Source organism: Sphingobacterium sp. SGL-16, assembly GCF_011043515.1.
Classification (GTDB): domain Bacteria; phylum Bacteroidota; class Bacteroidia; order Sphingobacteriales; family Sphingobacteriaceae; genus Sphingobacterium; species Sphingobacterium litopenaei.
The window spans coordinates 1-12,871 of record NZ_JAAKGQ010000070.1; the positions used below are offsets into that span (position 1 = coordinate 1).

Here is a 12,871-nt window from a genome sequence, read left to right on the forward strand (position 1 = left end):
GGGGGGGCAGTCCAAATTGTTTCTCCTTATTTTTTAAGCTAACTCTAATAGTACAGGACAATGATCTGAATGCACCGCTTCTGGTAATATTTTAGCTCCTACGATTCGATCTTTTAAAGCTTCTGACGCCATATTGTAATCAATGCGCCAACCTAAATTTTTACCTCTAGCTCCTGCTCTATAGCTCCACCAGGTATAATGATGGGGATCAGGATTCAGTGAACGAAACGTATCTATAAAACCAGAATTGATAAAATTCTCCATCCATTCACGCTCTGCAGGCAAAAAGCCAGATGTATTCGCATTAGATTTTGGATTGTGAATATCGATAGCACGATGACAAATATTATAATCGCCACTTATTACCAAATTCGGATGATCAACCAGTAATTTATGAGCATATTGATGAAAATCATCTAAGAATCTATATTTAAAATCCTGGCGTACGTCTCCTGTTGTTCCTGAGGGAAAATAGATACTCATTACAGACACATCATCAAAATCCGCACGAATGACACGTCCCTCGAAGTCGTAATCTTCGTGACCACATCCGTATTCCACATGTTTAGGCGTAATCTTCGTTAAGATTGCCGTACCGCTATAACCTTTCTTTTGTGCGGGATACCAATAATGCTCATAGCCCATTTGTTCCAAAAACAAAATCTCTGGAACTTGATCCGGAGTTGCTTTTATTTCCTGCAAACAAACGACATCAGGATTCACAGAAGTTAACCAACCTAACCAACCTTTTTTTAACGCAGCTCGGAGCCCATTTACATTGTATGTGATTATTTTCATGAACTACAGCTTGTAATTTTTGGATTTAAAAGAATCAAATAATTTAGTAAAGAAGCCATTCTTAGGTTTCAAACCTGCCAATTGTCTTTCTGTGTTAATAGCTTCGCGGCGCGTCAACAGACGAATATACATCGGCTCATCGGTAATCGGACGGTCATCACTATTCGTTGCTACTGCAGCAATATTATCTACCGATTCGATGCCGTTGATAACCTCCCCAAAAACCGTATAGTTTCCATCCAAATGCGGTGTTCCACCCACAGATTTATAGGCTTCACGTTGCTGTGAAGAAAATTCTTTGCCTTGCATACGGAATTTTACCAGAGAATCTAAACCCGCATCCGTAAACTTACGTCCTTGTACAATGTAAAATTGCGAACCCGAAGAAGATTTCGCAGGATTATTATCTCTTGCAGCACCTAAAGTTCCTTTCTTATGAAACAACCCTTCTTGAATCTCCGCATTGATTCTATAGTCTGGCCCTCCGTTTCCTAATACTGTCAAACTGGTCGTTGTGGGCAATTTAGATTCCGGATCACCACCTTGAATCATAAAATTCTTGATCACACGGTGAAACAAAATGCCATCGTAATATTTTTCGCTTACCAGTTTCTTAAAATTATCACGGTGTTTGGGTGTCTCATTGTACAACATAGCCGTGACAATACCCTTATTTGTTTTAATCTCTACAAAGTAATGTTTTGGCTTTTGTGCAAAACTCTGCAATGCAATTAATACCAAAACAAGGCTAAATAATAGTCTTTTCATCGTTTATATATAATCTAGATCTTGAAAATAATCAATTATCAGCGATTTGATAATTAATTCCTGTTCGAGTAAAGTATAATTCGGAATTGGTTTTACCAATTCCCAATGTGGCCATCCCTCTTCATCCAAGCCTCGTAATTCGTAAAATCCCATGGAAGAGAATAAACGACAAGTTGCAATATGCATTAATTCTTCTTTCTCGCGTTTGGAAAATTGTTTAGGACCTTTGCCCAATTCTTGTACACCAATCAAAAATAGCATCACTTTCAAATCGGGCAACTCCATATCGAAACTCTTCGCTATGGCTTCCCGTAATACATTCCATTTTTGATTTACCTCTGCTGCTTTCATATTATAGCTATTGTGCCAAAATACTCATTAAAATTTGTTTTCGACACTCTATCCTTTAATCGTTACGTTATTTGGACAATTGTTCTAATAGCTGTTGGCATCTTTTTTCGACCATGCTGTATACAGGCTCAAATAAAGCATCATCATAGTACGGATCAGGGACTATATCATCATCTAAGAACAAAGAGACTTTAGCGCGCTGCTCCTCATTCTGCGCCAAGCGAAGGACATCTCGATAATTATTCCTATCCATCACAAAAATACGATCGTATTTATCGAATAGAGCTGTAGTAAAATGCTGTGCCTTCTGTGTCGAAATATCGACACCATATTTTTTTGCGACAGCGATACTGCGTCTATCAGGACACTGCCCTACATGCCAATCACCAGTGCCAGCTGAATCTACTTCCCACCCCAAATTTTTACTATCTGCTATATGTTGTAAAATACCGTGCGCCAAGGGCGAGCGGCAAATATTTCCAAGACAAACCATTAATATTTTCATAAGCACAAAAATGTTGTTTTATTCTGTAAAAACAAAAATGGCTTCCCGAAGAAAGCCATTTAAAAAAGTATTAATTGTTGCTATTAATATTCAATAGGAACATTTAGCTCAACTGTGCTTCCACGTTGTGGAACACCTTTGATACGTACGATATTTCGTTTTGTTGCTGATAATGCAGATTCTACATCATCCACATTATTTACGGGCTTACCGTTAACTTCTGTGATCACAAGACCTTTCTCTACACCGAAGTATTCAAATACTCCACCTCTGTGTACTTGAGTTACTACCACGCCTGAAGAAACACCTAAATCTTTCTTGCGAGCATCCGTAGCAGGAATGAAGCTAGCACCCAATTTGTTGAAGATTTCTGTTGCACTTGCACTTGAGCCTTCATCACCAGCCTTTCCTTTCGAATCTTCTTCCGCTTTCAATGTTAATGTTACATCCTTCTCTTTACCATCACGTTTGTATGTAATTTTAACTTTATCACCAGGACGAAGTCTAGCTACACGTTCTTGTAAGTCAGAAGATGAGTAAATTGTTCTGCCTTCAATTTTAGTAATTATGTCACCACCTTTAATACCTGCGCTTTCAGCAGCGCCACCTTTTACTACATTTTGGACATAAAGACCATTGATATCATCAATACCTTTGTCTTTACGCAAAGCTTCGCTAATTTCGGTAAAAGTCACCCCTATGAAACCACGTTTTACACTACCGAACTCTTTGAAGTCATCCAATACTTTTTTTGCTAAGTTGATTGGAATCGCAAATCCATAACCAGCATACACTCCAGTAGGAGAAGCGATTGCAGAATTGATACCAATTAATTCACCGCGAGCATTTACTAATGCACCACCACTATTACCTTTGTTGATTACCGCATCAGTTTGGATAAATGATTCAATCGCTGTATTAATGATTTGTTGATCTTCATCTCCATAACCATATCCACGAGGTTGTTGCTGTTGTGAATCACCTAATATACCAATTTGACGACCTTTGGCACTTACAATACCTGCAGTAACTGTAGATTGTAAGCTTAGCGGATAACCTACTGCTAACACCCATTCGCCAATTTGTACATTATCCGAGTCACCCATTCTTACCATTGGTAAATTTGTCGCGCTCACTTTCAATAAAGCTAAATCCGTATTGGGATCACGACCAATAACTTTTGCTTCGAAAGTACGCTTATCGGTTAATTGCACTTCGATTTTATCGGCATTTTCAACTACGTGATTGTTTGTTACGATATATCCATCTGGAGTCAAAATCACACCAGAACCTGATGCTTGTGCTTGACGAGGTTGTGCCTGACGTCTTTGCTGAGGCATTCCAAAAAACTCCTCAAACATATCAAAAGGAGAACCTCCCCCACCGCGTTGTGATCCGCGCGCTGTCATCGTTACTTTGATGTGCACCACACCAGGAGAAACTGCAGCTGCCGCTTGTGTAAAATCAGGATTTCCCGTAGACGACATGATTTCGTTTCCAGGATTATTAGCATAATATACTTTTTGCTGTTCTTCTAAAGTCATGTTGCCAAATTGTTTATCTTCAAACAATTTGTAGCCTCCTACAGCCACCGCACCTCCTAAGACAGCTGTTAATAAACTTACTCCTATTTTTTTCATATTATTTATTGCTGTTTTAAAATTCTAATTTTATTTTTCTATTCTTACCTTGTAGCAGTATTCAAATGTAATACCATATTGACAGCTGTCACAACTTTTGTCAGTTAAAATTTGTTAACAAAATAGGCCTTTGCAAGCATTTTAACAAGATTTAACAAATTGGCTTTAGTTTTGTAACAAGAATATTAAATTTGAGGTAAATTTTCAAAAATATGAGCACAAAAATTCAATTTTCTAAATATCAAGGCGCTGGAAATGACTTTGTTTTAATTGATAATAGAAATGGTCTTTTTGATAGAAAAAACGAAGAATTAGTAAAAAAATTATGTGACCGTCGTTTTGGAATTGGCGGAGATGGATTGATGCTGCTTCAAAATACTGAAAATTTTGATTTTGAAATGGTTTATTATAATGCAGATGGTGCTGAAGGAACGATGTGTGGTAATGGTGGGCGCTGTATTGTAGCCTTTGCACGTGACTTAAATATTATCTCCGAAAAAACTGACTTTCTGGCAGTTGACGGTCCGCATGATGCTGAAATTTCTTCGGATCAGGTGAATTTGGGAATGATAAATGTAGATACAATTGCGCGTGACGGCGAAGCTTTCGTAATGAATACGGGTTCTCCTCATTATATCCTTAAAGTAGAAAACCTAAAAGATCTCGATGTATTTAATGAAGGTTCTGCAATTCGCAATAATGAAACTTACGGAGCAAAAGGCATAAACGTCAATTTCATTGAAGAAGAAGAGGGCGGCTACTTCGTACGCACGTTCGAACGCGGTGTAGAAGATGAAACTTTCGCCTGCGGCACTGGCGCAACAGCTGCTGCTATTGCTATGGCAATAGATAAAGACTTGTACGGTGATATTAGCATTCCTATTCGCGTACTAGGTGGCCAGCTTTATATTTCATTTACACGTCAGGGGAATACGTTTACAAACGTTTATTTAAAAGGACCCGCGAACTTTGTTTTCAGCGGAGTTATTGAAATAGATTAATTTTTTTTGATTATTCTTTATTAGATTATTTCATCTTCATACATATTCGAGGTATATTAGATGTCTTTTTTGAAAGACATACTAAAGATTGATGCAACAGATAGATACTTCTCATCCTTACAAGCTAATTTATTCATTCGGTGAACACCCTTATTTAGGCTACCTCATTGAACCACATATTGTACAGCTCAATCCTAATGGCAGTCTTTCATTGTCATACAAACGCGTATTTACCAATACGGTCGATGAATTTGCGGAGGCTCTAGATGAAACGGATTATAAAATCATCAAATTGCTGGATGAAGTGGAACAAAGCAATGTCATCAAGAAGTATCACAAAAAAGCTATACGACCGGTAGATTATTTCACTAAAATATTCGACAATAAAGTTCGGGATTATATACGTCCTAAACTGGAGAAGAAACTCTTGAAAGTGATGGAAATGATTGGAGATAAACCAATCTACCTAATGAGTAAAAAAGATGGATATCCGGCAGAACAACAATTACACGTTGCTGAACAACCTACTTCTATACTTTTTCACTTTCGTAGAAATGAAGAAGAAACCCGCTATTTTCCTACATTAAAGTACAATGGACATCGCATGGAGTTCATGTACAAAAATGCGGAAGTCATTATCAATGCCCAAGCATGGTTACTTTTGGATAATGTACTCTATCATTTTGATCAACCTTTGGAAGGCAAAAAGTTAGCCCCTTTTCTGAACAAAAGATACATCAGTGTTCCACGCGCAACCGAGCGTAAATACTACGAAACATTCATTATTCCTTTGATTGAGAAATATTCTGTGTATGCAGAAGGTTTTGATATCAAGACCATAAAAGAAGATGCCGTTCCAATTTTGACATTGAATTATATACAGAATGGCGAATCACATATTCAGCTATCGTTCCAATACGGGGACTTTACTTTCTTACCGACATCTGACCACAAGATTTCTGTAAAAATGTCCTACGATGAAGAAGCGGACAATTACACATTTACACGCGTCAAACGTTCCATATTGTGGGAAGAAAACCAACACGCCTACTTAGAATCTTCAGGTCTTAAGAGACAAGATGCACTCTTTGGTAGTTACATTACTGATGGCAAAGAGTTTTCGAATGTATTCGAATGGCTCAGCAACAAACAAGATGAGCTGAAAGAAAAGGGTTATAGCATCAAACAAGAGACTGGAGATAAGCATTTCTTTATCGGAAAGACTTCTCTCGACATTGAAGTTGTCGAAGACAATGATTGGTTTGATGTACGGGCTTTTGCGAATTTTGGACCCTATAAAATTCCATTTATCCATTTACGCGATCATATCTTAAACAGAATACAGGAGTTTACACTTCCGAATGGTGAAATCGCCATTATTCCCGAAGAATGGTTCGCACAGTACGAGCACCTTTTTCAGTTTGCAATCAAAAAGAATGGGCTTCAACTTAACAAAGCACACATCGGAATTCTACATGAAATCTCTGAGCATACAGCTTTGACTATGAGTCGTAAGTTGCAAAATCTGAGCAATTTTGAAGAAATAGCAAAAATTGATGCTCCTCAAAAATTCAATGGAAGCCTTCGACCTTATCAGGAAGCTGGTTACAACTGGTTCCATTTCTTGCAGGAATATAAGTTTGGTGGTGTGTTAGCCGATGATATGGGTTTGGGTAAAACCGTTCAGACTTTAGCTTTATTGCAAAAGCAAAAAGAAGAGCTAAAGAACACGGATTATGCAAAAACTTCTTTACTCGTTCTACCCACTTCATTAGTATATAATTGGCAAAAGGAAGCTGATAAATTTGCCCCAGACCTTCGCATTTTGATGCATGTTGGATCTAACCGCTTTAAAGATGCTTACGCTTTTACACATTTCGATGTAGTTATCACCACTTATGGAATTGTACGAAGCGACGAAGAACTATTCAGTAAATTTTTCTTCAACTACATTATTCTTGACGAAAGTCAAAATATTAAAAATCCGACTTCAAAATCGTTTAAATCTATTAAATCTCTCAAAAGCAGACATAAATTAGCTTTGAGTGGTACCCCAATAGAGAATTCCGTTTCAGATATTTGGTCGCAAATGCACTTTACCAATCCAGGTTTATTGGGGAGCTATTCTTTCTTTCAAAAGGAATTTGTTATCCCTATTGAGAAAAAGAAAGATGAGGATACGGCGAAGCGTTTGCAGGCGATCATAAAGCCTTTTGTCTTGAGACGCACTAAAAACCAAGTGGCTACCGAACTTCCTCCTAAGACAGAACAGATCATTTATTGTGAGATGAACGAAGCCCAGTCGGAACTTTACGAATCGACCAAGTCGGAATACCGCAACGCCTTATTGGAAGGAGCCGTCAACGACGGTAAAGGAAATCAAATCGCATTACTGCAAGGATTGACTAAACTTCGCCAACTAGCAAACCATCCAAAAATGGTGGATCCTTCGTACAAGGATGAATCAGGAAAATTCGAAGCTGTGCTTCAAATGTTGGATTCTATTTCTATCGAAGGGAATAAGGTGCTGATCTTTTCTCAATTTGTTAAGCATTTAGAACTTTTTAAAGACTATTTTAATAAGCAAAAAATCCCCTTCGCTTATTTGGACGGTGCTACTAAGGATAGAGCCGAAGCAGTACAGCGATTTAAAGATAATGAGGAGGTTAAAATCTTCTTAATTTCCATCAAAGCAGGCGGTGTAGGCTTAAACCTCACCGAAGCTGATTACGTCTTTATCTTAGATCCATGGTGGAATCCTGCCGTCGAGCAACAAGCCATCGACCGATCTCACCGTATTGGACAGAAACGCAATGTCTTTATTTATAAATTTATAAGTAAAGATACCGTTGAAGAAAAGATTGTAGCTCTGCAAAACCGCAAAATGTCCATCGCTACTTCGTTGATTACGACAGAAAAAACTTTTGTAAAATCGCTATCGCAGGATGATTTGAAAGAGTTGCTACGCTAGCTAGTGTACAAAAAATGCTGTAAGAAACCTTACAGCATTTACTAATCCCTTATGTGGATATTTAAATCTTAGATCAATCCTTTTTTCGCTAACAACTCAGCTACTTGAACAGCATTTGTGGCAGCACCTTTTCTCAAATTGTCTGCGACAATCCAAAGGTTTACTGTTTTATCTTGCGATTCGTCACGACGAATACGACCTACGAAAACCTCATCTTTACCATGAGCATCTTTCGGCATTGGGTATTCTAAGTTTGCTGGATTATCCACTACGATTACACCGTCTTGTGCTTCTAAAGCAGCACGCAATTCGGCTAAATCAAAATCATTTTCAAATTCGATATTCACAGATTCTGAGTGGCCTCCAACGACTGGGATACGCACTGTAGTAGCTGTTACTTTGATCGAATCATCTTGCATGATTTTGTTTGTCTCTTTGATCATTTTCATTTCCTCTTTTGTATAACCGTTATCTTGAAATACATCGATCTGAGGAATTACGTTCAAGTCGATTTGGTATGGATATGCTTTTTCGCCTTCTACTCCGGCACGCTCATCGTTCAATTGTTGAACTGCTTTCACACCTGTACCTGTCACCGATTGGTAAGTAGATACTACGACACGTTTGATTTTATATTTTTCGTGCAATGGCTTTAACACCACTACCATCTGAATAGTCGAACAATTTGGGTTAGCGATGATTTTATCTTCAGCTGTCAATACATCACCGTTTACTTCTGGCACTACTAATTTTTTAGTAGGATCCATACGCCAAGCTGATGAATTATCGATAACCGTTATACCCGCTTCTGCAAATAAAGGAGCATATTCTGTAGAAGTACCGCCTCCGGCAGAGAATAAAGCTACATCTGGTTTAAGTGCAATAGCTTCTGTTGGAGTGACTACCTTATACTTCTTACCCTTGAATTCAATTTCCTTACCCTTACTTCTTTCAGATGCTACTGGAATTAATTCTGTTACTGGGAAGTTTCTCTCCGCCAATACTGTCAACATTTCGGACCCAACTAAACCTGTTGCGCCAACTACTGCTACTTTCATTTCTTTACAATTGTTGCTTTAATATTTTGTTAATACTAGTGATTAAAATGGTTTCAAACTTAATAAATTAAAATCAGTATATCTATATAAAATTTAAATTTTTCGCATTAGATTACGCCATAATATTAAAAATACAAACAAAATAACCGCTAAAAATTATCATTTTGTTAATTTTTAAAGCTTTTAAACGGAACAAATGCAATGTAAAAATAAATTGTAACGAAAATTATTCTGTAAATTGCCTGCATAAAGAAACATACTTGCGCTAGGCTAAAAATAGGATTATGAGACCATCGGTTAAGCTATATTTATTTTCGCTTATTCTCGTTTTCACTCTCCCTTATCAGGTACTGGCACAAAATACCACCTCGCTCATCAATGAATTGATGATAAATCCCAATAACGCTGCTGCATTGCCACCTTTTGAATACATCGAACTGTATAACAATGCTTCATTCGTAATAGATCTGAAAGATGTGGAGATCCATATAAATAATAACCAACAAACTCTTCCATCTTACAAACTCGCGCCCAAACAATACGTAATTCTCTGTCAAGAAGCCGCAGCTTCACAATTTTCGCGCTATGGTAATGTCGTTGTATTATCCCGTTGGTTTGCTTTGAGCAATACTTCAGCGACCATCAAGCTGACACAAAATGGAGTTACGATTGATGAAATCTCCTACCGTGATAGCTGGTACAATAGTAGTTCAAAAAGAAATGGCGGATGGAGTCTTGAGCGGATTAATCCCAATTGGAGTTGTAACATTAACCTTAATTGGTCCGCAACCAATTCTTTAAGCGGTGGTACTCCTGGAAAGAATAATACCTTTTTGGATAATCAGTATATTCCACAACCCCAAATGGATACTTACAAGATTTTCCAAAATCGTGTCGAACTTAAGCTCACATTAGCGAATACCTACTTTTCTAATCTAGAAGAAGCCACCTTCTCGCTAGATGAAGAAATCGGCGAAGCCAATAAAGTGGAAATTGTCAACGAACATATCGCACTAAGTTTTGCTAAAAATCTTGATCCGCAAAAGCTTTATACGTTAAAAATAACAGGTTTGAAGACCTGCAATCTTGAACTTCCTACGCTTGAAATTAAATTATTTCAACAAGAGGATATCAAGGCAGGAGACCTTATCATAAATGAAATACTTTTCAATCCGAAAGAAGGCGGTGTAGACTTTGTCGAACTTTATAACATAAGCCTATTTCCAATTAATCTGCAAAATTTTAGATTAGGCAATAGAACAATCAGCAATGCTTTCCACTTATTGGAAGCAAATGACTATATCGCTATTACGACAAATAAAAAAATAATACAACAGCATTATCCAAGAGCCGTTGCAGAAAAAATATTGGAAACAGGCTCCTTGCCTCCATACACCAATCAACAAGGGATTGTTACTTTATATTCCGATCAAAATATACTGCTGGATTCTATCTACTATGCGGCGACAATGCATTCCGACCATCTTATCGATGCTAAAGGAATTTCATTAGAGCGTATCCGCGCAGATAAAAATACATTTCATTCTGCGTCTACTATTCATGGAGGGGCAACTCCAGGCTACCAAAATTCAGTGGATGACATCGTCATTCCACAAAATAAAATCACCCTCAGTTCCAAAACATTCTTTCCAAACGGCGACGGTATAGAGGATGAATTGGAAATAAACTACGAGCTAATCAACCCAAATTATATCATCGCTGTAGAGATTTATAATGAAAAAGGACAATTAGTCCGGAAAATTGCTCATCAAAACCTAGCCGGCACGCACGGCAAACTGACATGGGATGGCAAAAACAATTCTGGTAACCCCTGTCCTAAAGGACATTACATCTGCTTTACACAAATTTTTAATCACGAGGGAAAGACACAAAATTTTAAACAACCGTTTGTGTTAATCAACTCATTGACAAGACATTGAAAAACAAATAACTTTGCTGACTCATATGAAAGAAACAATAATTATCCTTGGGGCGAATGGTCAGATCGGGTCTGAATTAGCATTAGCTCTTCGCAACAAATTTGGCAAACAAAACGTCATAACGACGGATATAAGACCTCCACATGAAATGGAGGACGGCGATATTTTTGAGACAGCAAACGTATTAGATAAAAATCTTTTGAAAGAGTTGTTTATCAAATACAAACCTACTCAGATTTACCTGCTTGCAGCAATGCTTTCGGCAACGGGCGAACAATATCCAATGAAAGCTTGGGATCTAAACATGAACGGGCTGTTGAATGTATTGGATCTTGCAGTAGAATTAGGTATCAAAAAAATCTTTTGGCCAAGCTCTATCGCAGTCTTTGGACCAAACTCTCCGAAAGTAGACACGCCGCAATACTGTGTAATGGATCCTAACAGTATCTATGGCATCAGCAAATTATCTGGCGAAAGATTAGTAGAATATTACCACGCGAAATATGGATTGGATATTCGCAGTATTCGTTACCCAGGTATCATCTCATGGAAAACGGCTCCAGGTGGTGGCACGACAGATTATGCGGTACATATTTTCTTCGAAGCATTGGCAAAAGGCAAATATGAAAGCTTCTTATCTGAAAATACAGCTTTGCCAATGATGTATATGGATGATGCTGTACGCGCAACGATTGAATTAATGGATGCTCCAGCAGAAAACCTTTCTATACGTTCTAGTTACAATTTAGCAGGTATTTCATTTACGCCAGCACAGATTGCCCAAGAAATTAAAAAAATTCTTCCTAATTTTGAAATGTCTTATGCAGAAGGTGATCCACGTCAAGCTATTGCCGATTCTTGGCCTAAGAGTATAAATGACGAATACGCTCAAAAAGACTGGAATTGGAAGCTTGAATACAACCTAGAAGATTTGACACGAGAAATGATCGAAAATCTTAAAAACAGATAAACACAATGGGTAGAGCTTTTGAATTTAGAAAGGAAAGAAAATTTAAACGCTGGGCCAAAATGGCGGTCCAATTCACACGTTTAGGTAAAGAAATTGCTATCGCAGTAAAAGAAGGTGGTCCTCACCCGGAAAACAACTCTCGTTTACGTACGGCGATTCAAAACGCGAAAGCGGTAAACATGCCTAAAGACCGTGTGGAAGCAGCAATCAAAAGAGCTTCAGAAAAAGATTCAAAAGGCTACGAAGAATATGTTTACGAAGGATATGGCCCACATGGTGTGCCTGTACTTATCGAGACAGCAACTGATAACACAAACCGTACAGTAGGTAACATCCGTTCGTACTTCACTAAATCAGGCGGTTCATTAGGAAAAACGGGTTCTTTGGATTTCATTTTCCAACGTAAATCTATTTTCCGTTTTCCAGCAGCAGATGATTTGGATGTGGAAGAATTAGAATTGGAATTAATTGACGGTGGTTTGGAAGAATTGTATGTGGAGGCTGACGAAGAAGGAAACGATATCGTAGTCGTACAAACTTCTTTCGAAGATTTCGGAAATATGCAACGCCTTTTAGAAGAAAAAGGTATTGAATTGAAATCAGCAAAATTAGAGCGTATCGCTTTATCGCATACTTCATTGACAGAAGAACAAGCAGCAGATGTGTTGAAATTAATCGATAAAATCGAAGAAGATGACGACGTTCAAGCTGTATACCACAACATGGAATAAGACAACTATTCACATAAAAATAAAAAAGAGGGCTATGCCCTAGTCATGGTCGGAAGAAATTCCGACCATTTTTCATGTTTTGAAAACTTTAGCTGGGTCTCCTCCTGCAAATATTATTAGAATAGCAGTTATCATATT

The 12,871-nt window shown here is 37.8% G+C and carries 11 protein-coding genes; 5 read left to right on the plus strand and 6 right to left on the minus strand.

Features of this window, described 5'->3' with window-relative positions:
* Positions 1 to 33: 33 nt before the first annotated feature.
* From G5B32_RS15820 to G5B32_RS15840, 5 genes are all read right to left on the minus strand, one after another.
* Positions 34 to 798, minus strand: a complete 765-nt coding sequence (locus G5B32_RS15820) for an exodeoxyribonuclease III (protein ID WP_165292467.1) — start codon at positions 796 to 798, stop codon at positions 34 to 36.
* Positions 799 to 801: 3 nt separating this feature from the next.
* A complete protein-coding gene (locus tag G5B32_RS15825; RefSeq protein WP_165292468.1) occupies positions 802 to 1,566 on the minus strand; it encodes a peptidylprolyl isomerase in 765 nt (254 codons plus the stop codon).
* A 3-nt stretch (positions 1,567 to 1,569) separates the two neighbouring features.
* Positions 1,570 to 1,917 (minus strand): hypothetical protein, encoded by a 348-nt coding sequence (locus G5B32_RS15830; RefSeq protein WP_165292469.1) that lies wholly within the window; start codon positions 1,915 to 1,917, stop codon positions 1,570 to 1,572.
* 67 nt (positions 1,918 to 1,984) lie between these two features.
* On the minus strand, positions 1,985 to 2,422 hold the full coding sequence (locus G5B32_RS15835; protein WP_165292470.1) for a low molecular weight protein-tyrosine-phosphatase: 438 nt from the start codon (positions 2,420 to 2,422) through the stop codon (positions 1,985 to 1,987).
* 83 nt (positions 2,423 to 2,505) lie between these two features.
* Positions 2,506 to 4,062, minus strand: a complete 1,557-nt coding sequence (locus G5B32_RS15840; RefSeq protein WP_165292471.1) for a Do family serine endopeptidase — start codon at positions 4,060 to 4,062, stop codon at positions 2,506 to 2,508.
* Between the two features lie 212 nt (positions 4,063 to 4,274).
* Between G5B32_RS15840 and dapF the strand changes: the two genes are divergently transcribed.
* Together dapF and G5B32_RS15850 are read left to right on the plus strand one after the other, a co-directional pair.
* Positions 4,275 to 5,063 (plus strand): diaminopimelate epimerase, encoded by a 789-nt coding sequence (dapF, locus tag G5B32_RS15845; protein WP_165292472.1) that lies wholly within the window; start codon positions 4,275 to 4,277, stop codon positions 5,061 to 5,063.
* A gap of 91 nt (positions 5,064 to 5,154) precedes the next feature.
* On the plus strand, positions 5,155 to 8,034 hold the full coding sequence (locus tag G5B32_RS15850; RefSeq protein ID WP_165292473.1) for a DEAD/DEAH box helicase: 2,880 nt from the start codon (positions 5,155 to 5,157) through the stop codon (positions 8,032 to 8,034).
* A gap of 68 nt (positions 8,035 to 8,102) precedes the next feature.
* Here the strand turns inward: G5B32_RS15850 and G5B32_RS15855 are convergent, their stop codons facing one another.
* Positions 8,103 to 9,092 carry an aspartate-semialdehyde dehydrogenase gene (locus tag G5B32_RS15855; RefSeq protein WP_165292474.1) on the minus strand — a complete coding sequence of 330 codons (990 nt, stop codon included), beginning with the start codon at positions 9,090 to 9,092 and terminating at the stop codon, positions 8,103 to 8,105.
* A gap of 284 nt (positions 9,093 to 9,376) precedes the next feature.
* On the opposite strand from G5B32_RS15855, the gene G5B32_RS15860 reads away from it, so the two are divergent.
* From G5B32_RS15860 to G5B32_RS15870, 3 genes are read left to right on the plus strand one after another with little or no spacing between them, the layout of a single operon-like run.
* Positions 9,377 to 11,032, plus strand: coding sequence for a lamin tail domain-containing protein (locus tag G5B32_RS15860; RefSeq protein ID WP_165292475.1), 1,656 nt, complete (start codon positions 9,377 to 9,379; stop codon positions 11,030 to 11,032).
* Between the two features lie 25 nt (positions 11,033 to 11,057).
* Positions 11,058 to 12,002, plus strand: a complete 945-nt coding sequence (locus G5B32_RS15865; RefSeq protein ID WP_206366934.1) for an NAD-dependent epimerase/dehydratase family protein — start codon at positions 11,058 to 11,060, stop codon at positions 12,000 to 12,002.
* A 5-nt stretch (positions 12,003 to 12,007) separates the two neighbouring features.
* A complete protein-coding gene (locus G5B32_RS15870; protein WP_165292476.1) occupies positions 12,008 to 12,733 on the plus strand; it encodes a YebC/PmpR family DNA-binding transcriptional regulator in 726 nt (241 codons plus the stop codon).
* Positions 12,734 to 12,871 lie beyond the last annotated feature (138 nt).

Bases quoted from the DNA above. Each gene is read 5' to 3' on its own strand.
- G5B32_RS15820 (WP_165292467.1), bottom strand. From the start codon at position 798: ATGAAAATAATCACATACAATGTAAATGGGCTCCGAGCTGCGTTAAAA.
- G5B32_RS15825 (WP_165292468.1), bottom strand. From the start codon at position 1,566: ATGAAAAGACTATTATTTAGCCTTGTTTTGGTATTAATTGCATTGCAG.
- G5B32_RS15830 (WP_165292469.1), bottom strand. From the start codon at position 1,917: ATGAAAGCAGCAGAGGTAAATCAAAAATGGAATGTATTACGGGAAGCC.
- G5B32_RS15835 (WP_165292470.1), bottom strand. From the start codon at position 2,422: ATGAAAATATTAATGGTTTGTCTTGGAAATATTTGCCGCTCGCCCTTG.
- G5B32_RS15840 (WP_165292471.1), bottom strand. From the start codon at position 4,062: ATGAAAAAAATAGGAGTAAGTTTATTAACAGCTGTCTTAGGAGGTGCG.
- dapF (WP_165292472.1), top strand. From the start codon at position 4,275: ATGAGCACAAAAATTCAATTTTCTAAATATCAAGGCGCTGGAAATGAC.
- G5B32_RS15850 (WP_165292473.1), top strand. From the start codon at position 5,155: ATGCAACAGATAGATACTTCTCATCCTTACAAGCTAATTTATTCATTC.
- G5B32_RS15855 (WP_165292474.1), bottom strand. From the start codon at position 9,092: ATGAAAGTAGCAGTAGTTGGCGCAACAGGTTTAGTTGGGTCCGAAATG.
- G5B32_RS15860 (WP_165292475.1), top strand. From the start codon at position 9,377: ATGAGACCATCGGTTAAGCTATATTTATTTTCGCTTATTCTCGTTTTC.
- G5B32_RS15865 (WP_206366934.1), top strand. From the start codon at position 11,058: ATGAAAGAAACAATAATTATCCTTGGGGCGAATGGTCAGATCGGGTCT.
- G5B32_RS15870 (WP_165292476.1), top strand. From the start codon at position 12,008: ATGGGTAGAGCTTTTGAATTTAGAAAGGAAAGAAAATTTAAACGCTGG.